We start from the raw sequence: 23251 nt of genomic DNA, 5'->3' as shown, positions 1-23251 counted from the left end.
GCGACAGGCGCGCGTCCGAATGCAGTCCCTGTTATTTCGCCGCGGCGGCGCGCCATTGTTTGATATAGTCGAGACGCTTGGCCGGCTGCAGATATTCCAGCAGGCTGTCATCGACCGGGATCGGTTTGAGCGCGTTACCCAACAGCTTGGTCATGCCATCGATGTCGTTCTTGCCTTCGATGTCGTTGCGGATCGAGGGGATATCCGCCTGATTGGCGAGAATATTTTGCCCTTTCTCCGACAGCACATAGTCAAACCACAGCTTGGCGGCGTTAGGGTTGCCGGCCTCTTTGCCGATGAAGCTCACGCGCGACAGCACCAGGGTATAGTCTTTCGGATAGACGATGCCGAGCGACGAGTCGCTCTTGGCGCGGGCCTCGGCGTATGAACCGAGGATATTGAAGCCGATCAGGTTTTCACCGGAGGAAACGCGTTCCATCATGGTGCCGGTGGAGGATTGCACCGCCAGGCCACCCTTGGCCACGTCGGCCAACGTTTTGAAGTAGTTAGGATCGGCCTTGAAGTCCTGCACCGACAGCATGAAGCCGACGCCGGATTTTTCGATGTCGTAGGTGGTGACTTTCTTCTTGAATTTGTCCGTCTGGCCGGCGATCAGCTTGGCCAGCGCCGCATGCGAATCCGGCACATCGCCTTGCGGGATCAGGCGTTTGTTATAGATAAACACCACCGGCTCATAGGTGGTGCCATACACCTTATCTTGCCATACCGCCCATTTCGGCAGTTGAGCCTGCTCGGGAGAGGCGTATTCCTGCGCGTAATCGCCCGCCAGTTTCAAAATGGTGTCCATCGACGAACTCCACACCACGTCGCCGCTGGTGCCGCCGGCCGCCTGCTCGCTGATAAAGCGGTTATACAGTTCGGTGCTGTTCATGTCGTTGTATTCGACCTTGATGCCCGGATACAACGCCTCGAACCCCTGGATCAGCGGCGCCGCCGCCTTGGTGTCGGTGGTCGAGTAAATCACCACCTTGCCTTCTTTCTTCGCGCCGTCGACCAGTTTCTGGTAGTCGGCGGGGTAGCCCGCCGGGAAGGCCGCATAGGCGGAAACGGAGCCTAGCAAAGTGATTGCCGCTACGGTCGCGCTGATTTTTTTCATCATCATCATCCATCCCCTGATCACATTTAATAAACTAAAAATTAACATATAGTTAATAACTGTGACGAGGCAACGGCGTTGCTTTGTTATCTTTCGGTTTTGTGAGGTTGGACGTTTTTCAGCCAATAAAAAAGCCCGGCAGCGCGGGCTTTACGGCGCTTCCTGTCGCAAACTATTCGGCCAGGCGAGAACGCCGCAGCAGGCGAATTCGCTGTACGATGGCGACCCCCAGCAGGGTCAGGGCAAACCCCGCCAACTGCACCAGCGACAGCGCCTCGCCAAACAGCGCGTAAGCCTGCAGCGCCGCCGCCGGCGGCACCAGCAGCATCAGCGCGGTAATGCGAGTCAAATCGCCGTGGCGCACCATCCAGATAAACAGCGCGGTGCCGCCCAGCGACAACACGCCGGCCGACCACAGCAGCGAGAACCACAGCGTCGGCGAATTGTCCCAGGCGCCGGAGCCCATCACGGCCGCCAACGCGCCGGTCACGATCGCGGCGCCGAGGTGCTGAATGGCGCCCGCCGCCCGCAGATCGGCCGCCGCCAGCGAAGACTTCTGCACCATGATGCCGATCGTCAGCGCGACGATGCTGCCAAACCCCATCAGGATCGGCAACAGCGCCATATTGCCGACGTCGATACCGGTCAGTCGAGGGGAGAGCACCAGCGCAACGCCGATAAAACCGACCGCCAGTCCGGCCCAGGAGCGTAACCCTATCGATTTGCGCAGCACCAACGCGAAAATCAGCGCGGTGAACAACGGCTGCAATCCGCCGATCAGCGACATCACCCCGGCCGCCAGGCCGTTCGCCACCGCCCACCAGCTTGCAGCGAGATAAACGCCATTCATCAACATGCCGGTCAGCAGGTGCATCACGAACTGCCGCCCCTTGGGCCAGGCGCAATGCAATGCCAGCAAAGCGAATACCGCGGCGGCGATCAAAAAGCGAAAGGTCAGGAAAAGGTTGGGATCGGCATGATCCGCCACCGCACGCGCGGCAATAAAACCCGTCGACCAAATTAATATCAGGAAAAACGGCGCGATAAATGCCTTTCGCCGATCGCGTTTTTCACGCGGGGTTATTTCCATATCACTACCTGAAAGAATGCGGTTGATGAATGAGGGCATACTAACCAATTTAACACGGGCTTAACAGTGCCGAGCGAACGCCCAAGTTCAGGTGGTGCACATAATTACCGGTGAATAATGAAGTTTCAATTTCATATAATTCATCGAGCTTATAATTAATTGCGCTACGTTACGATAATGTAAATTAATTGCTACATCAGGTATAAATATTCCCCTATCGGCGACATTGTCGGGATAATTCCCCTTTGCTAGCCTTTCTGAAGCCATTTAATTAACGGGACTGACTCATGGCCGAAATCACTGATTTTATGAAACTGGATATGCGTATTGGCGAAATTATTTCCGTGGAATATAACGACAAGGCGTTAAAACCCGCCTATAAGCTGCGCATTGATTTCGGCGAGGAAATTGGCATTAAAAACAGTTCGGCGCAATTATGCGAAAACTATCAGGAGGATGATCTGCTTGGCAGAAAAGTCATCTCCGTCGTTAATTTCCCCGCCAGGCGGGTTGCCGGATTTAAATCCGAAGTGCTGGTTCTTGCCGCGGTCACCAGGGATCAAGGCACCGTCTTGCTGAAACCCGATTTCGACGTGGAGATCGGCAGCAAGATTTTATAACCGCCCCATCATTCGTGAGGCCTCCGAGAAATGCGACAGTTATCTCTGCTTGATGAAGTTAAGAAAGCATACCAGGAACACCGTTCAGCCTTTATCCCCGGCGCTACCATGCAGGCAATCCTGCTGGCGCTGGGCGCGCGGCCGGAAGATTTCGCCAGGCTGCAGCAGGTCAGCGCCAATCTGGCGGACGATCCCACGCTGCCTTTCCGCAAGTCCAGAAACGGCCGTTTCTGTTTCGACTTCGATCGCGCCCGGATTGAGCGGCTGGAGTTCCAGCCTTTCGTGCTCTCGGTCGAGGAAGACTTCATCCGCTACGATTCGGGAAAGGTGCGCCATTTCCGCGGCATCAACGACGATCTGCAGTTGAATACGGCATTTCAGGCGCTGATGAAATTCAAAGCCTACGTGATCGATGGCGTGAGCGTGACGCCGCGCCCCCGGCTTAATCAGGAGATCAACAAGTTCGTCTGCACGGTGTTCAACCTGCGCACCGTCACCACGCCGCAGATGCTGGGCGAACCGGCGCTGGAAGGCGTGCACAGCGACGGCGTCGACCACACCATGACGACCTTCCTCGGCTGCGACAACATGACCGACGACAGCGCCAAGACCTTTATTCACGATATGCGCGAAACCAGCGGGATCAAATTCGATCGGGCCCGGCCGGAATGGATTTTGGGCGCAATACAGCATCGGCATTTCCTCGATACCCTGCTGATTGTCGACCATGAACGCAAACACAGCCTCTCACCGGTGGAAGCGCAGGACAAACGTAAGAATTCAACCCGCGATATGCTGATCTTTTTCACCCGAAAACCGGTCGAAGACGGCCACGTCTCCTTCGCGTATGACTCTTTTAAACCGCATATCGAAATCCCGCTGTCGATAGACATGGTGGCGCGCGCGAGCTAACGCGCTGCCGGGCCGGCCGCCAGGATTCATCTGTGCGGCCGGTTCACGCAAGGATAAACAGCGCTGGATTAATCAGGTTTTTGTCGCCGAATTATTATATCCTGCCGGACGAAAATTTTTGCGGGCGCTCGCTGCCCCACGCGCCAGCCCTCTGCAGGCAGGCCGTTTATTTCATGAATACAGGCAGTGCCATACCGTTATGACCAAGAGTTTATCCCCGAAAGACATTATCGCCCTGGGCTTTATGACCTTTGCCCTGTTTGTCGGTGCCGGCAACATCATCTTCCCGCCGCTGGTGGGACTGCAGTCCGGCGAACATCTGTGGCCGGCCGCTATCGGGTTTATGGTGACCGCCGTCGCCCTGCCGGTGATCGCCGTGATCGCGTTGGCGCGCGTCGGCGGCAGCATCAGCCTGCTGACCGGCCCCATCGGCCGCACCGCCGGCTTGCTGCTGGCGACCGTCTGCTATCTGGCGCTCGGCCCGTTATTCGCCACGCCGCGAACCGCCAATGTCTCTTTCGCCCTCGGCATTGCGCCTTTCACCGGCGACGGCGCCCTGCCGCAGTTCATCTACAGCCTGCTGTTCTTTACCCTGGCGATGATTGTGTCGCTTTATCCCGGACGGTTGCTCGATAACGTCGGCCATATTCTGGCGCCGCTGAAAATTCTGGCGCTGGCCGCGCTCGGCATCGCCGCCCTGGTCTGGCCCGCAGGCGCGCCGCTCTCCGCCGTCGGCAGCTATCAAGCCTCGGCGTTTTCCACCGGCTTCGTACAGGGTTATCAAACCATGGACACGCTGTCGGCGCTAATGTTCGGTTCGATTATCGTTACCGCCGCCCGCTCGCGCGGCGTCAGCGACAGCGGGTTGCTGCTGCGTTATACGCTGTGGGCCAGCCTGATCGCCGGCGTCGGCCTGACGCTGGTCTATATCTGCATGTTCAAACTCGGCGCCGGCAGCGGTAGCCTGATCGAGAACGGCGCTCAGGATGGCGCGGCAATCCTGCACGCCTATGTACAGCACACCTTCGGCGATCTGGGCAGCGTCTTTATGGCGGTGCTGATGTTCATCGCCTGCCTGGTGACGGCGGTCGGCATGACCTGCGCCTGCGCGGACTTCTTCTCCCGCTACCTGCCGCTCTCTTACCGCACGCTGGTGGTCATCCTCGCCCTCTTCGCCATGCTGGTCTCCAACATGGGGCTGGCCAATCTGATCCGGGTCTCGCTGCCGGTGCTGACGGCGATCTACCCGCCCTGCATCGCGCTGGTGTTGCTCAGCTTCAGCCAGAACCGCTGGCGCAGCGCCAGGCGCGTCTTCGCGCCGGTGATCGCCACCAGCCTGGTGTTTGGCCTGGCCGACGGCCTGAAGGCTTCCAGCTTCAGCGGCCTGCTGCCCGCCTGGTTCGATAAGCTGCCGCTGGCCGAACAGGGGCTGGTCTGGCTGCAGCCTACGCTGCTGGTGCTGTTGCTGGCGGCGGCTTACGACCGGTTGCGCGGCGTCGAAAGCGCCAATGCCGCGTCGTAAGCGCGATTTCCGCCCATAAAAAAAGCCGGTCATGATGACCGGCTTTTTTATCGGCTTGCGCCAGGCCGCTTACTTCAGCAGCGCCTGCGCCTTCGCCACCACGTTGTCCACGGTGAAGCCGAACTCGGCGAACAGCTGCTCCGCCGGCGCCGACTCACCGAAGGTGGTCATGCCCACGATGGCGCCGTTCAGCCCCACGTACTTGTACCAGTAGTCCGCGATACCCGCTTCCACCGCCACACGCGCCGTCACCGCCGCCGGCAGCACCGACTCGCGGTACGCCGCATCCTGCTTGTCGAACGCGTCGGTCGACGGCATCGACACCACCCGCACCTTGCGGCCCGCCGCGGTCAGCTTGTCCGCCGCTTCCACCGTGATGCCCACTTCAGAGCCGGTGGCAATCAGGATGACGTCCGGCGTGCCCGCGCAGTCTTTCAGCACGTAGCCGCCGCGGTACACGTTCGCCAGCTGCTCTGCGGTGCGCGGCTGCTGGGTCAGGTTCTGGCGCGAGAACACCAGGGTGGTCGGGCCGTCGTTGCGCTCGATGCCGTACTGCCACGCCACCGCCGATTCCACCTGGTCACACGGGCGCCAGGTGCTCATGTTCGGGGTTACGCGCAGGCTCGCCAGCTGCTCCACCGGCTGGTGGGTCGGGCCGTCTTCGCCCAGACCGATGGAGTCGTGGGTGTAGACGAACACGTTGCGCAGCTTCATCAGCGCCGCCATGCGCACCGCGTTGCGGGCGTATTCCACGAACATCAGGAAGGTCGCCGAGTACGGCAGGAAGCCGCCGTGCAGCGCGATGCCGTTGGTGATGGCGGTCATGCCGAACTCGCGCACGCCGTAATGAATGTAGTTGCCCGCCGGGTCAACGTTCAGCGCTTTCGAGCCGGACCACATGGTCAGGTTGCTCGGCGCCAGGTCGGCGGAGCCGCCCAGGAACTCCGGCAGCACCTTGCCGAACGCTTCCAGCGCGTTCTGCGACGCCTTGCGGCTGGCGATGTTGGCCGGGTTGGCCTGCAGTTTTTCCACGAACGCTTTGGCGTCGGCTTTCCAGTCGGCCGGCAGCTCGCCGTTCATGCGGCGCTTGAACTCGGCGGCCAGTTCCGGGAAGGCCCTGGCGTAGGCGGCGAACTTGTCGTTCCAGGCCGCTTCCTTGGCCTGACCGGCTTCTTTGGCGTCCCACTGGGCGTAGATGTCCTGCGGGATTTCAAAGGCGGCGTATTTCCAGCCCAGCGCTTCGCGGGTGGCGGCCACTTCGGCGGCGCCCAGCGCGGCGCCGTGCACGTCATGGGTGCCGGCCTTGTTCGGCGAACCGAAGCCGATAACGGTCTTGCACATCAGCAGTGACGGCTTGTCGGTCACCTTGCGGGCTTCTTCAATCGCGGCCTTGATGGCGTCCGGGTTGTGGCCGTCGACGTTGCGCACCACGTGCCAGCCGTAGGCTTCAAAACGCAGGGCGGTGTCGTCGGTGAACCAGCCGTCGACGTGACCGTCGATGGAGATGCCGTTGTCATCGTAGAAGGCGGTCAGCTTGCCGAGCTTGAGGGTGCCGGCCAGGGAACAGACTTCGTGCGAGATGCCTTCCATCATGCAGCCGTCGCCCATGAAGGCGTAGGTGTGGTGGTCGACGATGTCGTGGCCGGGGCGGTTGAACTGCGCCGCCAGGGTGCGTTCGGCGATGGCGAAGCCGACGGCGTTGGCGATGCCCTGGCCCAGCGGGCCGGTGGTGGTTTCAACGCCCGGGGTGTAGCCGTACTCCGGGTGGCCCGGGGTTTTGGAATGCAGCTGACGGAAGTTCTCCAGCTCGCGCATCGGCAGGTCGTAGCCGGTGAGGTGCAGGAGGCTGTAAATCAACATGGAGCCGTGGCCGTTGGAGAGCACGAAACGGTCGCGGTCAGCCCAGTGCGGGTTAGTCGGGTTGTGGTTGAGGTAGTCACGCCACAGGACTTCGGCGATGTCCGCCATGCCCATAGGGGCCCCCGGGTGGCCGGAATTTGCTTTTTGTACGGCGTCCATGCTGAGTGCGCGGATAGCGTTGGCAAGCTCTTTACGAGAGGACATGTTTTACTCCAGGTCGGATAAAAAAAGCAGTCAAGTTCCCTATTTTCTCAGACTCCACATCACAACGGCAATCCCTAATGCCAAATGAGAGCGAGTTCACCACTTATTAGCACGATTGGACGCTTTTTCGGAATAACACTATTCTCGCCTTAGCTGGCGTACACTAGGCTCTTGCGACAAGATTTCCTCAAAGCAAAATGACTCTTTTACCTTGTTACCTTCACAGGAAGATGGCGTTATGAAAATTCGTACCTCTTTGATTGCGTTGGGCATTGCCACCTTGGCAACCGGCTGTCAAAACCTGAATACCGAAACCTTGATGCAGTCCGGCGCGCAGGCGTTCCAGGCGGCAACCCTGAGCAACGACGACGTTAAGGCCCTGAGTGATAAATCCTGCGCCGAGATGGACAGCAAGGCACAAATCGCGCCGGCCGGCAGCACCTACGCCAAGCGTCTCAACAAAATCGCCGCGGCGCTGGGCGACAACATCAACGGCACCCCGGCCAACTACAAGGTCTACGTGACCAAAGACGTCAACGCCTGGGCGATGGCCAACGGCTGTATCCGCGTCTACAGCGGCCTGATGGACATGATGAACGACAACGAAGTGGAAGGCGTGCTGGGCCACGAAATGGGCCACGTGGCGCTGGGCCACACCCGTAAAGCGATGCAGGTGGCTTACGGCACCGTGGCGCTGCGCACCGCGGCGTCCTCCGCCGGCGGCGTCATCGGCTCGCTGTCGCAGTCGCAGCTGGCGGATATCGGCGAGAAGCTGGTCAGCGCCCAGTTCTCGCAGAAGCAGGAAAGCGAAGCGGATGATTACTCGTTCGATCTGCTGAAAAAACGCGGCATCGATCCGAACGGCCTGGCCACCAGCTTCGAAAAACTGGCCCAAATGGAAGCCGGCCGTCAGAGCAGCATGTTCGACGATCACCCATCTTCCCAAGCGCGCGCGCAGCACATTCGCGATCGCATCGCGGCAGAGAAGTAACAACGAGAACGCCCGGCAACCGCCGGGCGTTTTTTATCGTATCAATACAGGGTTTTCTGCGGCGGCCCGGCGAAGGTCAGCGGCCCGACCCGCTTCATGTCCACCTCGACCACCGACGGCCCCGGGTAGTTGATCGCCTCGGCCAATACGCCGTTGAACTGCGCCGCCGCGTCCACCTTCCAGGCTTTCAACCCCATCGCTTCGGCGATCTGGGTAAAGGCCGGCGTATGCAGCTCGTTGTAATACTGGCGCCCGGCGAAATACTTGTCCTGAATGCCACGCATCACGCCATAACCGCCGTCGTTCATGATCAGCAGGGTGATGTTCACCTGTTCCTGCGCCATGGTCGCCAGTTCCCCCAGACCCAGCGCCAGACCGCCATCGCCCACCAGCCCCACCACCTTGCGCTGCGGGTTGGCGATTGCGGTGCCGATCGCCATCGGCAGCCCCATTCCAATGGCGCCAGCCAGCGAGTGTATGTTGCACAGCGGCGAAATCGCCCGGAACAGCCGGCTGCCCCAGACGCTGCCGGAAACGGTGATATCGCGCACCAACAGCCCGTCCTGCGGCAGCGCGGCGTCGATGGCGTCATTGAGTTTGGCGTATTCGCCGGACTGCTGGCGCAGCGCGCTCTCAGCCTGCTGCACCGCTCCCGCGATCTCGGCATCCCACTCGGCGTTCACCTTCTCGCCAGGGGTCAACCGCGCCGCCAGCGCCGTCAGCAGCGCCGCACAGTCGCCATTGATCTGTTCATCGGCCAGGTAGTTGCGGTTGGCCGCCGCCGGATCGATGTCAATTTGCACCAACGGGCGCGGCAGCGGCAGCGTCCAGGTGCGGGTTTCATTACTGCGCAGGCGCGAACCGGCCACCAGCGTCAGGTCGCACTGCGTCAGGATCGCTTCAATGCTCGGCGAGTTGTGGAACGCCCGCAGGCTGCGCGGATGGCTGTCCGGCAGAATGCCGCGCCCGTGGGTGCTGGAGATCACCGCCACGCCGGCGTCCGCCAGCTTGCGCACCGCGTCGCCGCAGGCCAGCGCACCGCCGCCCAACCATAACAGCGGGCGCTTGGCCTGTTTCAGCCGCTGATGCAGCCGCTCCAGCGCTGCGGCGTCCGCCTTCGGCAGCGGCGCCGGCGCCAACGGTTCGGCCAGCACCGAGCGGGACACCAGGCTGCTTTGAATATCGATCGGGATCTCGACCGCCACCGGGCCGCAGGGCACGGTTTGCGCATCCAGGATCGCTCGCTGGATCACCGCCACCGCCTGCTCCGGCGAATTGACCCGGTAAGCGCGCTTTGAACAGGCGCGCAGGAAGCCGAGCTGATCGCGGGTTTCATGAATAAAACCGGCGTCGGCGTCCAGATAGGCTTTTTCCACCTGGCCGGTGATATGCAACAGCGGCGTGTTGGCGTTGAGCGCCTCAATCATCGCCCCCACCGCGTTGCCGGCGCCGGCGCCGGTGCTGGTCAACGCCACGCCCAGGCCGGAGAAACGCCCGTGCGCGTCGGCCATGGTCACCGCGCCCGCTTCGCCGCGCGCCGGCACGAAGCGAATTTTATCGCGCTGCCCCACCGCATCGGCGATCGGCAGATTATGAATCGAAATGATGCCGTACATCGCCGACACCGCGTACTGTTCCAGAGTCCGGGCTATCGCCTCGCCAACCGTGATTTTATCGCTCATCATCTGCCTTCTTAGGGTAATCGTTATTAGGGTTATGCGTAGAGGTGTCGGCCTAGTCGCTCCAGCGGTTCACCTGATGGCTCAGCGCCAGATACACGCTTTTCTGCTGCATGTAGGCCTTGATGCCGTTCAGGCCCTTTTCGCGGCCCAGTCCGCTTTCCTTGAAACCGCCGAACGGCGTGGAAATCGAGAACGTTTTGTAGGTGTTGATCCAGACGGTGCCGGTTTCCAGCCGCTCCGCCAGCGCCATCGCCCGCGGGAAATCGCGGCTCCAGATGCCGGCCGCCAGGCCGTACACCGAGTCGTTGGCCTGTTCGATCAGCTGTTGCTCGTCGTCGAACGGCAGCGCCACCAGCACCGGGCCGAAGATCTCCTCCTGGCACACGCGGGCATCGTTGTTCAAACCTTCGATAATGGTCGGCAGGTAATAGCTGCCGCTCGCCAGTTGCGGATCGGCCGGCGCTTCGCCGCCGATGCTCACCCGGCCGCCCTCCTGCCGCGCCAACGCCACGTAGTCCGCCACGCTTTGCCGATGTTTGGCGCTGATCAGCGGGCCGAGATGCACGCCCGGCACCAGCGGGTTGCCGATGCGCAGCCCCGCCGTCAGTTCGGTCAAGCGCGCCAGCAGCGGCTGATACAGCGAACGATGCACGAACAGCCGTGAACCGGCGATGCACGCCTGGCCGGCAGAGCTGAAAATGCCGTAACAGATGCCGCGCGCCGCCTGCTCCAGATCGGCGTCCTCCAGCACGATGGTCGGCGATTTACCGCCCAGCTCCAGCGAGGTGGGGATCAGCTTGTCGGCGGCGATGTGCGCCAAATGGCGCCCGGTGCCGGTCCCGCCGGTAAAGGCGATCTTTTTCACCAGCGGATGGCGCGCCAACGCCTCGCCGATCACCGAACCTTTGCCCGGCAGCACGCTGAGCAGCCCGGCAGGGAGCCCCGCCTGTTCGAACAGCTCGGCCAGCTTCAGCGCCATCAGCGGCGTGGCTTCGGCCGGTTTGAGCACCACGGCGTTGCCCGCCGCCAGCGCCGGCGCCACCTTCTGCATTTCGCTGGCGATCGGTGAGTTCCACGGCGTAATGGCGGCGATCACCCCCATCGGTTGATACTGACTGAGCGTCATCACTTCGGCGCTGCGCGGGGTCGGCAGCTCGCCTTCCAACACCTCGCAGGCGGCGGCGAAGTAGCGCGCGGTCGCCGCCGCGCTGGCCACCAGGCCGCGGGTTTCCGCCAGCGGTTTGCCGTTGTCGCGCGTCTGCAACTCGGCCAGCTGTTCCTGCTGCGCCAGGATCAGGTTGCTCACGCGGTAGAGAATTGAGGCGCGTTGGTGCGGCACCAGCCCGCGCCATTCCGGCGCGCGCCAGGCCTTTTCCGCCGCCTCTACCGCCTCGTTGACATCCTCGACGTTAGCGGCGCGCAGCCGCGCGTTGACGCTGCCGTCGGCCGGGAATACCGAAGCCATCTCTTCGCCGCGCCCTTCACGCCAGCGCCCGGCGACAAAAATATTCAATCGTTCCATGCTCCGCTCCTGCCGTTCAGGCAATAAAACCGCCGTCCACCAGACGGCGGCAGGCTTGTACCGCGCTCAGCGCCGCCAGGGTTGATGTTTTGGGATTGCTCGCCAGCGGGTTGCCGCTCAGCTCAATGTGAAACTCGCCAAAGTCGCCGCACACCTGCAGGCGGTGGGTATTGCGCCGGGTGGCGGGATCGACCTGCAGGCGCACCCGGGTGGCGTCCATCCCCAGACCGTTGAGCGCAATAGTGGCCGCCACGTTGGCGTTGGCCGGGAACAAACGCGCCGCTTCGCGCGCCGAGCCTTCAAAAAATACCTGCGCCTCGCGCACCGCATCGAGGTCGATCAGTTGCTCCGCCGGGCTGCCGCGCCAGCTGGCCGGGCTCTTGCTGGCCTGATAGGTCACGCTCTCCAACCCGCCTTCACGCGCCGACGCCAGCCCGTCCATCCCCGCCACCGCGCCGGACAGCACGATCAGCTGCCCGTGATGGCGGCGGCAAACCTGCTGCAGCCGCTGTTGCAATGCGGCGTCCGCCAGCGCGCCGGTCGAGACCACCGCCAGCGGCCAACCGCGCTGCAGCACCGCCTCGCCAAACTCCGCCACCGCCTGCTGGCTGGCGCACTCCAGCACCAGATCCGGCCGCTGCGAACACTGCTCCGGATGGGTCAGCGCCTGCACCCGCCCGTCAAAAGCCTCGGCGATCGCCGCATGATGAGCTGCGCGCGCCAGGATCCAGCCAACCTCCACGCCTTCCGGCAGACGGGCGATCACTTCCTTCGCCATCGCGCCGTAGCCAATCATCATGATCTTCTTCATCTTTCTCGGCCCCTGCTACACATGGCGGTTAAAGCCGCCGGAAACGTCCAGCGCCGCGCCGGTGGTAAAGGAAGCCAGCGGCGAAGCGAGGAACAACAGCGCCTGCGCCGGCTCCTGCGGCTTGCCCAGGCGTTTCATCGGGATGCCGCGCCGTTCGGCGATGGCCGCCGTCCACTGTTCCCAGCTTTGATCTTTATCGCTGCGCTCGTCGAAACGGCGGCGCCACTGGCCCGACTCCACCATCCCCAGCAAGATCGAGTTAACCCGAATGCCTTTGCCCACCAGCTCTTTCGACAGCGTCAGCGTCATGTTGAGCAGCGCGGCACGCGCCGCCGAGGTGGCGATCATGTGCTCTTCCGGCTGCAGCGCCAGCAGCGAGTTCACGCAGGTGATAGACGCGATCGCCGATCGTTCCAGCGCCGGTAAGAACGCCTGCACCGGGTTGATCACGCCGAACAGCTTCAGCTCGGCCTCATGCAGCCAGGCCTCGCGCGGCGTCTGGTCAAAATGGGCGACGAAGCCCTGACCGGCGTTGTTGATCAGCAGATCCACGCCGCCGAAATGCGCCGTCACCTGAGCGGCGAACTGCGCCACCTGCTGCGCGTCCAGCACGTCGCAGCGCAGCGCCAGGATATCCGCCTGCGGAAAGTCCGCGCGCAGGTTGGCTGCTGCGCCGGCCAGTTTGTCCTGATCGCGGCCGCAGAACGCCACTTTCGCCCCTTCGGCCAACAGCAGCTTCAGGGTTTCAAAACCGATGCCCGACGAGCCGCCGGTCACCACCGCCACCCGATCCTCAAGCTGAAAATTCATCGTTGGATTGCTCCCGTAAAGTCCCGCAGATAGCGGTTGAAACACGCCGGCGCATCGAAGTAGCTGGCATGACCGGCGGCGGCGATCAGACGCAGCGTCGCGTCCTGCTCGCGCGCCAGCTCGGCCGCCTTCTCCGGTGGCGTAATGCGATCCTGTTCACCGCACCACACCTCCAGCGGGCCGCGATAGCGCGCCAGATAGCGACCGATATCATCGTTGGCCAACATCCAGGCGGCACTCAGAAAACCGTCGGGATCGAGCTGCTGCATGCCGTTGCGCACCCAGGCGATATCCTGCGGATCCGCCCCTTCACGCAGCAAGGCCGCCGCCCGCTGCTCGCCGTAGCCCACCGGCCCCAGCGTCTCTATCATCTGCTGGCGCTGGCCGTACACCTGCCGGCGTTTTTCCTCCGGCGCCGTGGCATAGCCCTGCGCCGGATCCGCCAACACCAGCCCGCACAGCCCATCCGGATAGCCGGCGGCATAGGCGCTACCGATCAGCGCCCCCAGCGAATGGCCGACGATCAGCGGCTGCACCAGCTGCAGCTCATCAATCAGCGCCGCCAACGCCGCAGCATAACCGGCGGCATCGGCCTGCGGATCCGCCAACGGCAGGCTGCCGCCGTAGCCCGGCGCGTCCCACGCCAACAGACGGTGGCCGTCCGTCAGGCCGTTATCGTTGAACTGCTTGATCCACGAGGCGGATCCGGAGCTGATGCCGTGCAGCAACACCACCGGCCGCCCCTGCCCGGCCTCGCGCCAGCTCAGGGTGTACGCCCCGCAGCGCGCCCGTTGGCGTTGCGCCAGGCCGTTCATCAGTTGCGCTTCACTTTGGACAGCGGGTGATCCGCCGGATAGGTCGGGATCTCCGGCTTGGCGGTGCCGAGCATCACGCACATCAGCGCCTCTTCCTCGCCGTGGTTGAACAGGCCGCGATACACCCCCGCCGGCACCGAGATCAGATCGCGCTCTTTCAGCCTGGTTTCGTAATACTCTTCCCCATCCTGAATCATCAGCGTGATGCTGCCTTTCAGCATGAAGAACACTTCTTCCACGTCGTCGTGCAGGTGCAGCGGGCCCTCGCACTTCGACGGCAGCACCATGGTGGAGAAGGTGAAGTTGCCCGCCGGAATGGTGTTGGCGTCGCTGGCCACGCCGGTGGCGCCGGTGCCGATGTAGCGCATCTGCGCGCGGCGGTATTTCGGGTCAAAATCGGCCTGGAATTTCAGCGCGTTCCAGTCATATTTGCGGCCTTCGAAACGGGCAATGCGCGACTCCACCCAGTTTTCCATCGACAGATCCTGCGGCTTGACGCCAGCTTTGTTCTCAACCTGAGACATGTTGTCACTCCTCTGTTGAAACGATTGATTAATCAGTACTTTCTCAGCAACGGCAGCAGAATGAGGCAGCCGACGAACGCCATCACCACCAGGAACAGCAGGCCGTTATCCATATTGCCGGTGGCGGCGATCAGCGCCCCCATCAGCACCGGCGCCAGCGCGCCGGCAAAATTGCCCAACCCGTTGAAGATGCCGCCGGCGGTGGCGCTCACCTTGCTGCTGGTGGCCTTCGCCAACAGCGCGAAAATATTCGGCGCGCCGGCGCCCCACATAAAGGTGCTGAAGGCCATGGCGGCGATCACGCTGTAGGTGCCCTGCAGGTGCAACACCACCGCCAGACCGAGGCCGGCACCGCACAGCGACAGGAAGCAGGCCAGCGCGCGGCGATCCAGCTTGTCCGACAGCCAGGCGCCCAGCACTTCGCCGAGCAGCATGGCGATGAACGGCAGCGAAGAGAGGTAACCGGCATGCTCCAGATGAATGCCTTTGCCCTTGATCAGGTAGCTCGGCAACCAGCCGTTCATGCCCCACAGGTAGGTCAGAAAGGCGATGTTGAACAGGCAGATCATCCAAAAGTGCGGACTGCGCAGCAGCTCGCGGCGGTGCTGTTTGCGTTCGGACACCGCCGGTTTGGCCGCCGCCGCCGGACGCGAGACGTTCAGGTGGCGCATGCCGAACAGCACCAGCAACATCACCGGCAACGTCAGAAACGCCATAAAGAAGAAGGTGGCCTGCCAGTCGAAGGTATTGAGGATGTACAGGGTGACCGGGAAGCCGAGCGCGGCCCCCAACGGCGTGCCGAGCAACCACAGCATGGTGGCGCGCGCCTGCAGCTGCGGTGGGAAAGCCTGACGAATAATGGCGTAGGCCATCGGCAGCAACGGCCCTTCGGCGATGCCGAGCAGGATGCGCAGCGTCATCATGGCGTGATAGGAACGCACCAGCCCCATCAACACCATCAGCACGCCCCACACCACCATCATGCCAATCAATACCTTGACCGGATTAAGCCGATCGCCGATGCCGCTGAGCAGCATTGAGGAAATGCCGTAGGAGAACAGAAACGCGCTCATCAGCAAGCCCAGCCGCGCCGGGTCAAAACCAATGCCCAACGCCTGCTGAAACTCGGTGTCGGAAAACAGCGCCGCGATGCTGATCTTGTCGAAAAACGCCAGCAGCACGCAGGCGAACAGCGCGATCGGCACCGACCAGCGCACCCGCTGCTGCGGATTTTCGGCAACGGTTTCCCCCGCCCGTCCAGCGCGGGCGTCAATGTCTTGCGTAGTCATAAAACGCTCCCGAGGTTCGGGCGTTATTTCAACGCCATCAAAGAAAACTCCGCATCCGCCAGTTGCTGCAGATCCAGCACCCGGCCGCTCGCCAGCCAACGCTTGCCTAGTTTGATGGTGCGCGCGTCGTTGAACGCCACCATCTGCACCAGCTGCCGATCGGCGTTCAGCGTGAAGAACACCTGCGACTGCGGCGTGCGGCGCACCACATGGTGCACGCCGCCGCTCGGCACGCCGAGGATCTGGATATTGACGTCATATTGATCCGACCACAGCCAGGCCACGTCGTCATACGGGGCGGCGAAGGCGTCGAGCATCGCGCAGGCGGTGCTGATGGCCTGATTTTGCGCGTAGGCCCAGGACTGCAGGCACAGGCCAAGCGTCGGGTGACGCGCCACGTCGCCGGCGGCGAAGATCGCCGGATGGCTGGTGCGCCCCTGGCCGTCGACCACAATGCCGGACTCGATCGCCAGCCCGGCGCTGCGCGCCAGTTCGAGATTCAGCTCGACGCCGATCCCCACCACCACCAGATCGAAGGCCTGCGGATCGCTGACTTCGCTGCCGATCCAGGCGGCGCCGTCGCGATCTTCCAGCGAGATCTCACCGCAGCCGCACAGCACCGTGACGCCCTGCCGGCGATGCAGTTCGAGCAACGCCTGCGAGACATCGGCGCCGACGCTGCGCATGCACAGCGCTGGCTGGCGTTCAAACACCGTCACCTCGGCGCCGAGACGCCGCGCGGAAGCGGCGATCTCCAGCCCGATCCAACCGCCGCCGACGATCGCCAGGCGACGACAGCCCTGCAGCCCCTGCCGCAACCGGGCCGCATCGTCCCAGGAACGCAGCGTCATCACGCGCGGGTGCTGCGCCCAGGCGGCGCCCGGCACACGCGGCCGCCCGCCGGTGGCGATCAGCAACTGCTCGAACTGCAGCCGTCGCCCGTCGCTGAGCGTGACGATTTGCTGTTCGGCGTCGATGGACTCGGCGCGCAGCGGGCGGCGCCAGTCGATATTCAGCTCCGCCACCGTCTGTTCGCTGAACAGCCGGCTGAGGGGAGCCGCGGCATCCAGCAACGCCGCTTTCGACAGCGGCGGCCGCTCGTAAAAATCGTAGGGTTCGTCGCTGACAACCGTCAGCCGGCCGCTGTAACCGCGGTCGCGCAGCGTCTTGGCCGCCCAGCCGCCGGCCTGGCCGCCACCGACGATGACGATGCCCGCCTGTTCAGCCCGGTTCATAACGCCTCCGCTTTTTTATGCTGGCGGCGCGTGTCGTGATCGATGCCGCCCTCTACCGCCCATTCGGTGAAGGAGACCAGCGAATGCTCCAGCTCGCGCGGCTGCCAGTTTTCCGTCAGATAATCGTCGTTGGTGTAGTACTCGAACGCGCCGCCGGTCGGGCTGTTGACGTACCAGAAATAGGCCGAGGAGATCGGGTGACGGCCGGGGCCGATAAAGGTGCTCCACTGCTCTTTGTTCATGGCGATGCCGCCGCCGATCACTTCGTGGATATCGCGCACGGTGAACGCCACGTGGTTCAGGCCGCGTGGGCGGTTCGGCAGCTTCAGCAGGAACAGGTTATGGTGGCCGCCGCGTGCCTGGGTGCGCAGGAAGACGGCGCGATCGATATAGCGATCGGAAACCTGGAAATCCAACAGCTCGCGGTAGAAACGCTCGGTCGCCGCCAGATCGTCGACGAAGAACACCACGTGGCCAATGTTGATCGGCTGCGCCTGCGAATAGACCGGGCTGGGTTGATCGATGCGGCGCACGTCGCCCCACTGGTTGATCGGCGTGACCGGCACCTCGACCGCCTGCTGGCGGCTGACGACGAAGCGCAGCGTCATGCCGTTGGGATCGCGGCATTCCAACTCTTCTCCAACCTGACGGAAGCCGGGCATCAACGCCAAACGCGGCTGCAGGCGCGCCAGTTCGGCGGGCGAGGCCACGCCCCAGGTCATGCGGCGCAGGGTGGAACCGCCTTCAAACGCCGCAGGCAGCGCCGCGCTTTGCAACGGGTGCAGGACAACCCGCGCCCCGCTCAGGGTAGTGAATTCGCGCTGCGCTTCGCCCCAATGTTGCGTGGCGGGCTGCAGGCCGAAATCTTGCATGAATTTTTCGCAGGTTGGCAGATCTTCGACGCCAAATTCCAGTTTTTCGATTCCGATTACGCTCATTGTTCAGCCTCACATTCTCGCTGCATACGGTTTTCAGGCATGACTGAACCCCGGCCCGTGTTTGCTACGGGCCTTATCCCTGCCTGAGTAAAAGAGTCGGTCCTGTCGGTTAGCCGACGTTGGCCTGCGGCGGCGCGCCGAGGAAGCCGGAAATTTTCTCCGCCGCGTCGCGCACTTCCATGCGCAGCCGCTCGCGATCCGCTTTCGGGATCTCATCGGACGGCACCATGATGCTGACCACCGCCTCGACCCGCTGCTCGCGGTTGAAGATCGGATAGACGATCGAGGAGATGCCGTGGCGGAAGAACGATTCGCCGATCACATAGCCGCGCGCCTTGTCTTGCTGCACCATCTGCCACAGCGTTTCGCGATCCGCCGGGGTGCCCGGCGCATTGCCCGGCAGCTGCGCGTCTGGATAAAGTTGTTCGAACTCACTGCGAGTCGCGCTGGTCAACAACATGCGGCCGAGCGAGGTTTGGTGCACCGGCAAGCGGGTGCCGACGCTGACCTGATTGATCTGCGAACCGGCAGCGCTGACGCGGGCGATATAGATCACATCACGCCCGTCGCGGATCGCCAGATGGCTGCTGCACTGGCTGCGATCGCGCAGCTGCTCGATCACCGGCTGGCCGGCCTGCGCCACATCCAGCGACGCGATATATTCGAAGCCGAGGCGCAGCACCTTGATGCCGAGCGCAAAGGTGTTGGTGCGCGGATTGCGCTCCAGAAAGCCCAGGTGTTCGAGCGTCTGCACCACGCGATAAGCGGTGGCCTTCGGCATATCGACCAGGCGATGCAACTCGGCGAAGGTCATCTCCTTATGCTGCTCGCCAAACGCCAGCAGCAACTGCAACCCGCGATCCAGCCCCGGGATCAGATACTTACATGCTTGCTCGTCCGCCATCTCTCGCTCCTGCGCTGTGCGCCTGCCCTGCGGGCCGTCAGTTGAATACGAAGCCGCCGTTGACCGGCAGCAGTTGGCCGGTGACGAAATCCGCCAGCGGCGACAGCAGATAAAGCACCGTACCGTTCACATCGTCCGGGTGCTGCGCCCCGGCCAGCGCGCGCCCCTGCTCGTACAGCTGGTGGCGTTCGGCGGGGACATACTCGGTGGCTTCCACCCGCGTCAGGCCCGGCGCGATGGCGTTGACGCAGATCCCCTGCGGCCCCAGTTCACGCGCCATCGATCGGGTCATCGCGATCAGCGCGCCTTTACTGGCAACATAGGCCATCAGGCGCGGCGCGCCCCACAGCGCGGTGTCCGACGCCACGTTGACGATCTTGGCGTGCGGGTTGCGCGCCAGCAGCGGCACCGCCGCCTGGCTCACCAGCCAGGTGCCGCGCACGTTGACCTGCATCACCCGATCCCACAGTTCGATATCGTATTCCATCATGGTTTTGCCGCCGACGCCGGTCGCCAGCGCCGCGTTGTTCACCAGCCCGTCGATCCCGCCGCCTGTGGCGATCTTCTCGAACGCCGAACGGATCGAATCCGGTGAGGCCAGATCGATGATTTGCGTTTCCACCTGAGCGCCCTGCTCGCGCAGCGCGGCGCCGCTCGCCGCCAGCTCATCCGCCAAAATGTCGCACATCACCACCTGCGCGCCGGCAGCCGCGATGGCGGCGGCGAAGCTGTAGCCCAGGCCGCGCGCCGCGCCGGTGACCACGATGCGTTTATCGTTCAGCAGACCGTTCACTGCGCCGCCTCCCGCTCGCGCAGCGTCGCCAGCTGTTTTTGCGCCTCTTTCTGCATCAGGCGGCGCAGGCGAGAAAGACCGACGTCGTGCTGGTACAGATATTCGCGGCCGCGGGCGTTAGGCGCCATGTTCTCAAGCACGATGCGATCCTGCTCGAGCACATCCCAATGCAACGATTCCAGGCGATTGCGGTACATGAAGCGCCACATGTCGCGCTGCCAGTCTTTGACCTTACGAATGCGCCAGAAGAATACCCGGCAGTGATCTTTGTCTTCCGGCACCACCATGCCGATGATCCAGAAGTGACCGCCCGGCCCGAAGCGCTTCTTGTACGGGATCGACAGGCGCATCCAATACGCGCCGCTGTTGCCGAATTCCACCCAGTCGAAGTTGACGCCGATCTGGCCGTTTTTCTTGAAGATAAAGCCGCTGTCGGTCGGCTCCAGCGCCATGTCCGCCTTGCGATCCCCTTCCGCCATCGAGTGTGAAGAAGAGTGCAGGTAAGTGCCGTGCATCGGATCCATCACGTTTTCCAGGGCGTACTGGTAGTTGCAGTTCCAGCTGGCGGTGCACAGAAAATTACTGTACGACGCTTCGTCCGCCAGCTCTTGCGGGAAAGTCAGCTCCGCCGGCGCTTCATCCGCCGTCACGCCGAAATAGAGGAACACCGCGCCATAGGCTTCTTTGGCCGGGTAAGATCGCAGGCATTTTTGCCCCACCAGCGGGCAGCGATCCACCGCCGGCACGTCTTTCACCGTCCCGTCACCGCCGACTTCCACCCCGTGATACCAACAGGCGATGCGATCGCCGAGGTTCCACCCCATGGAAAGCCGCGCGCCACGGTGCGGGCAGCGGTCTTCCAGCGCGTGGATCTGGCCTTCGCCGTCGCGCCACACCACGATTTGCTGCTCCAGGCGGGTGATGCCGACCGGGTTGTTGCCCACTTCCCAGCTGGCCAGCACCGGATACCACATGCCGCGCAGCCCCTGGTCAAGATAGTCCTGCAAGCTCTGTTCGGAGGATGTTGTGTTTGCTGTCATTGTCTTCTCCCGGGTGTCGATCAGAAACCGTTAACGTGAAGGAATTCGCGGAACGTCGCCTCATTCCACGGCTGGCCGCTACGATCGAACAGACGACGCTGATTCAACGCGCTAACAATCTGCTCCAGCTCTTCCCCCCCCTGATCGAAGATCGTTTCCAGCGCCGCCACCAGGGCGGTTTCGAAACCGTCCGGCACCCGGGCGCGGTTTTGCCAGATGACATTGCGGAACTGGCCCGGCTGATGGATTTGACCGTTGCCGCCTTCGCGGGCTGGCGTCACTTGTTGGGTGTCCGGCAGCCAGGGATTGAAATCGGTGATGTGCTGCATGATTACTCCTCCGCGATAAAGGTGATCTGGATTTGGTTGTCGACCACCCGGGTGGGATAGGTTTGCAGATCTCGGCCGCCCGGCTCGCGCAGGCACTGGCCGGTGCGCACGTCAAACAGCGCTTCGTGCAGCGGGCACTCAACCTTGCCGTCGTCTACAAACCCCTGGCTGAGCAAGGCATAAGCATGCGGGCAGACGTCTTCCAGCGCGTAGTAGTTACCGTCGAGCAGGTACACCCCGACCTCTTTTCCTTCCACTTTGCCGGAGAAAGGAAAATCTTCTTTCACCTGAGACACTTCGCACACATTCTTCCAGCTCATTGCTTTTATCCTCTATCTGATTGTTTCATATATGAAACTCAGTTTCTTATTTAATACAGCCACTATAAGTCTGGCGAAACTTTCGTCAAGCGAGCGGAACGGCAAATGTTAATGAAAGGTTGTTTAAAAATGACAAATGCGGGAAGGATCACGAAATCATGCACCGATATGAAAAACCTATGTCAGTTGTGCGCTCCCTCGCTAATTTATGGCAAAAAACGCGTTGATCTCTGCGGCGAATTGCGCGTAAAAGTGTTTTCCCTCTGTCATTTACACCCTATTTGATAACAATAAATTTACATCAATCAGCCCCATCCCCGCGTTTGCGCCAAATGGCATCCTCGGGTGAGTTTACTGCTGCCTGAATTCGTCAACCGCTCGCACTGAGGAACGCGCCGTGCAACAACGTCAACGCTGGTTTGGGGTGATCGCCCTGCTGTTTCTGATCGTTATCGCCTATGCGGATCGGGTTAATATCGCCGTGATGTTGGTCAATCCCGACTTCCTGCAACACTTTCAACTCGGCGGTGACCGCGCTCACCAGGGTACGCTGATGACGGTGTTTTTACTCGGTTACGGCCTGTCCGCCATGTTGCTGACGCCGTTTCTGGAAACGCTGATGGGTTACCGCCGCGCGCTGACGCTGAGCGTGGTGCTGTGGGCGCTGCTCACCGCCGCCTCGCCGCTGGCGGGATCGCTGCTGTTGCTGTGCGCGGTGCGCGCGCTGCTTGGCGTCAGCGAAGGGCCGCTGTTCTCGCTGAAAACCATGTACATCAGCGATCATTTCGCCGCCGACGAGCGCGGCAAGCCCAACGCGGTCAGCGCGCTGGGCGTCTCGTTGGGGCTGGTGCTCGGCTTTCCGCTGGTGAGTTTTCTGATGGCGCACTTCGGCTGGGCGATGTCGTTTCACCTGCTGGCGCTGCTCAACCTGCTGCTGGGCCTGGCGCTGGTTCGGTTGTTCGTTCATCCGCTCGCCTTACCCTCATCTTCTTCACGCCCTGCCGATTCGCAACCGGTGCTAAGCCGCGTCTGGCACACCTTTGCGCTGGCCTGGCGCACGCCGATGCTCGGCTGGATCCTGCTGATCGAGATCGCCACGCTCAGCTACCTGTGGGGCTCCAGCGCCTGGCTGCCGGCTTACCTGACCGATGAAAAGGGGTTCTCCATCAAGCAAATGGGCTGGATGGCGGCGCTGCCGTTCATCGTCAGCATCGCCTCCAAATACCTCGGCGGCGCGTTGCTCGATCGTATCCGCCCCTATCAGGCGCCGCTGATCTTCGTCTTTGGCGGCGCGGCGACCGCACTGTGCATCTATGGCGTAATGAACAGCCATCAGCTTGGTTGGATCGCCTTCTTCCTGCTGGCGGCCAACGCCTGTTGGGGTGCGCAGGGCGCGGCGATCCCCACGCTGCTCCAGCATTATGCGCGGCCGGAGGCGGTCGGCAGCGCCTATGGGCTGATCAACGGCATCGGCAATCTGTTCTCGGCGTTCGTGCCGATGGCGATGGGCATGGTGATGGCCAGCCAGGGCAAGGTGTCCTCGGGCTTTGCGGTGCTGATTGCCTCACAGCTGTTGACGCTGCTGGCGGGCGGCGCGCTGTTTAGCCGTATGTTGCTGACGCGGCAGGTGAAACGGGCATAGTCTGTTCCCGCACCGTTGCGGCAGAGAAAGCCAATGGCCTTGAGAGGGTGCTCATGGATCTGGACGCCAACAACCAGCAGACGGGGGACATCCCCCATCGCCGGGTTGCCTTACCGTTCGGATTCGTAAGCCAAAATGGCCGCAACCTCCGTAGTGCCCGATCGGATCCGCAGCTCGCACAGCGTGCTACGGGTTATCCATGCCAGTGATATTACCGTGGCACAAATAACCACCAGTTTTAACAGGCTCCGTTTGTTCGGCATCATGCCTTCTTCTCCTTG

The 23251-nt window shown here is 62.4% G+C and carries 23 protein-coding genes; 5 read left to right on the top strand and 18 right to left on the bottom strand.

Annotated elements, in window-relative coordinates; translation table 11 throughout:
* Nucleotides 1-31: 31 nt before the first annotated feature.
* Both CRO23_RS03825 and CRO23_RS03820 read right to left on the bottom strand, forming a co-directional pair.
* Nucleotides 32-1120, bottom strand: a complete 1089-nt coding sequence (locus CRO23_RS03825) for an ABC transporter substrate-binding protein (RefSeq protein ID WP_028127701.1) — start codon at nt 1118-1120, stop codon at nt 32-34.
* Between the two features lie 169 nt (nt 1121-1289).
* The gene (locus CRO23_RS03820; protein WP_016930036.1) at nt 1290-2207 is read right to left on the bottom strand and encodes a DMT family transporter; all 918 of its coding nucleotides are present in this window, start codon (nt 2205-2207) and stop codon (nt 1290-1292) included.
* 287 nt (nt 2208-2494) lie between these two features.
* Between CRO23_RS03820 and CRO23_RS03815 the strand changes: the two genes are divergently transcribed.
* From CRO23_RS03815 to brnQ, 3 genes are all read left to right on the top strand, one after another.
* Nucleotides 2495-2827, top strand: a complete 333-nt coding sequence (locus CRO23_RS03815) for a tRNA-binding protein (RefSeq protein ID WP_004931561.1) — start codon at nt 2495-2497, stop codon at nt 2825-2827.
* A gap of 30 nt (nt 2828-2857) precedes the next feature.
* Nucleotides 2858-3739: a 2OG-Fe dioxygenase family protein gene (locus tag CRO23_RS03810; RefSeq protein ID WP_028127702.1), complete on the top strand. Its 882-nt coding sequence runs from the start codon at nt 2858-2860 to the stop codon at nt 3737-3739.
* A gap of 199 nt (nt 3740-3938) precedes the next feature.
* Nucleotides 3939-5261, top strand: a complete 1323-nt coding sequence (gene brnQ / locus CRO23_RS03805; RefSeq protein WP_016930038.1) for a branched-chain amino acid transport system II carrier protein — start codon at nt 3939-3941, stop codon at nt 5259-5261.
* A gap of 69 nt (nt 5262-5330) precedes the next feature.
* Here brnQ and tkt read toward each other — a convergent pair whose 3' ends face one another.
* The gene (gene tkt, locus CRO23_RS03800) at nt 5331-7325 is read right to left on the bottom strand and encodes a transketolase (RefSeq protein WP_033632127.1); all 1995 of its coding nucleotides are present in this window, start codon (nt 7323-7325) and stop codon (nt 5331-5333) included.
* 238 nt (nt 7326-7563) lie between these two features.
* Between tkt and CRO23_RS03795 the strand changes: the two genes are divergently transcribed.
* Complete coding sequence (locus CRO23_RS03795) at nt 7564-8316, top strand: M48 family metallopeptidase (RefSeq protein WP_016930039.1); 753 nt, start codon at nt 7564-7566, stop codon at nt 8314-8316.
* 41 nt (nt 8317-8357) lie between these two features.
* On the opposite strand, the gene CRO23_RS03790 is transcribed toward CRO23_RS03795, so the two are convergent.
* From CRO23_RS03790 to CRO23_RS03725, 14 genes are all read right to left on the bottom strand, one after another.
* Nucleotides 8358-9998 carry a thiamine pyrophosphate-binding protein gene (locus tag CRO23_RS03790; protein WP_097101413.1) on the bottom strand — a complete coding sequence of 547 codons (1641 nt, stop codon included), beginning with the start codon at nt 9996-9998 and terminating at the stop codon, nt 8358-8360.
* Between the two features lie 52 nt (nt 9999-10050).
* Nucleotides 10051-11520: an aldehyde dehydrogenase gene (locus CRO23_RS03785; RefSeq protein ID WP_016930041.1), complete on the bottom strand. Its 1470-nt coding sequence runs from the start codon at nt 11518-11520 to the stop codon at nt 10051-10053.
* A 16-nt stretch (nt 11521-11536) separates the two neighbouring features.
* Nucleotides 11537-12331, bottom strand: coding sequence for an aspartate dehydrogenase (locus tag CRO23_RS03780; RefSeq protein ID WP_033639423.1), 795 nt, complete (start codon nt 12329-12331; stop codon nt 11537-11539).
* Between the two features lie 15 nt (nt 12332-12346).
* Nucleotides 12347-13141 carry an SDR family oxidoreductase gene (locus tag CRO23_RS03775; protein ID WP_016930043.1) on the bottom strand — a complete coding sequence of 265 codons (795 nt, stop codon included), beginning with the start codon at nt 13139-13141 and terminating at the stop codon, nt 12347-12349.
* On the bottom strand, nt 13138-13956 hold the full coding sequence (locus tag CRO23_RS03770; RefSeq protein ID WP_016930044.1) for an alpha/beta fold hydrolase: 819 nt from the start codon (nt 13954-13956) through the stop codon (nt 13138-13140). The genes CRO23_RS03775 and CRO23_RS03770 overlap by 4 nt, the downstream gene beginning before the upstream one ends.
* On the bottom strand, nt 13956-14480 hold the full coding sequence (locus CRO23_RS03765; protein ID WP_004937634.1) for a cupin domain-containing protein: 525 nt from the start codon (nt 14478-14480) through the stop codon (nt 13956-13958). The genes CRO23_RS03770 and CRO23_RS03765 overlap by 1 nt, the downstream gene beginning before the upstream one ends.
* Before the next feature lie 32 nt (nt 14481-14512).
* A complete protein-coding gene (locus CRO23_RS03760) occupies nt 14513-15769 on the bottom strand; it encodes an MFS transporter (protein WP_097101410.1) in 1257 nt (418 codons plus the stop codon).
* Nucleotides 15770-15792: 23 nt separating this feature from the next.
* Nucleotides 15793-17004 carry an NAD(P)/FAD-dependent oxidoreductase gene (locus CRO23_RS03755; protein WP_097101408.1) on the bottom strand — a complete coding sequence of 404 codons (1212 nt, stop codon included), beginning with the start codon at nt 17002-17004 and terminating at the stop codon, nt 15793-15795.
* Nucleotides 17001-17942, bottom strand: a complete 942-nt coding sequence (locus CRO23_RS03750; protein ID WP_016930047.1) for a VOC family protein — start codon at nt 17940-17942, stop codon at nt 17001-17003. Before CRO23_RS03750 ends, CRO23_RS03755 begins: the two co-directional genes overlap by 4 nt.
* Before the next feature lie 109 nt (nt 17943-18051).
* The gene (locus tag CRO23_RS03745) at nt 18052-18846 is read right to left on the bottom strand and encodes an IclR family transcriptional regulator (RefSeq protein WP_004937625.1); all 795 of its coding nucleotides are present in this window, start codon (nt 18844-18846) and stop codon (nt 18052-18054) included.
* Between the two features lie 37 nt (nt 18847-18883).
* Nucleotides 18884-19639, bottom strand: a complete 756-nt coding sequence (locus CRO23_RS03740) for an SDR family oxidoreductase (RefSeq protein ID WP_097101406.1) — start codon at nt 19637-19639, stop codon at nt 18884-18886.
* A complete protein-coding gene (locus CRO23_RS03735) occupies nt 19636-20679 on the bottom strand; it encodes an aromatic ring-hydroxylating oxygenase subunit alpha (RefSeq protein WP_028127706.1) in 1044 nt (347 codons plus the stop codon). Before CRO23_RS03735 ends, CRO23_RS03740 begins: the two co-directional genes overlap by 4 nt.
* Before the next feature lie 20 nt (nt 20680-20699).
* The gene (locus CRO23_RS03730; RefSeq protein ID WP_016930050.1) at nt 20700-21008 is read right to left on the bottom strand and encodes a recombinase-like helix-turn-helix domain-containing protein; all 309 of its coding nucleotides are present in this window, start codon (nt 21006-21008) and stop codon (nt 20700-20702) included.
* A 2-nt stretch (nt 21009-21010) separates the two neighbouring features.
* Entirely contained in the window at nt 21011-21328 is a 318-nt protein-coding gene (locus CRO23_RS03725; RefSeq protein ID WP_097101404.1) for a non-heme iron oxygenase ferredoxin subunit, read from the bottom strand.
* A 397-nt stretch (nt 21329-21725) separates the two neighbouring features.
* Here CRO23_RS03725 and CRO23_RS03720 point away from each other — a divergent pair, with 397 nt between their 5' ends.
* Nucleotides 21726-22970, top strand: a complete 1245-nt coding sequence (locus tag CRO23_RS03720; RefSeq protein ID WP_016930051.1) for an MFS transporter — start codon at nt 21726-21728, stop codon at nt 22968-22970.
* Nucleotides 22971-23080: 110 nt separating this feature from the next.
* On the opposite strand, the gene CRO23_RS03715 is transcribed toward CRO23_RS03720, so the two are convergent.
* Nucleotides 23081-23233 (bottom strand): Hok/Gef family protein, encoded by a 153-nt coding sequence (locus CRO23_RS03715; RefSeq protein ID WP_004937610.1) that lies wholly within the window; start codon nt 23231-23233, stop codon nt 23081-23083.
* Between the last annotated feature and the right edge of the window lie 18 nt (nt 23234-23251).

The sequence above is a fragment of the Serratia sp. JKS296 genome (assembly GCF_900215445.1).
GTDB classification, from domain to species: domain Bacteria; phylum Pseudomonadota; class Gammaproteobacteria; order Enterobacterales; family Enterobacteriaceae; genus Serratia; species Serratia marcescens.
The sequence above is the reverse complement of the archived record's forward strand: the minus strand, read 5'-3'. Positions and strand labels throughout refer to the sequence as shown.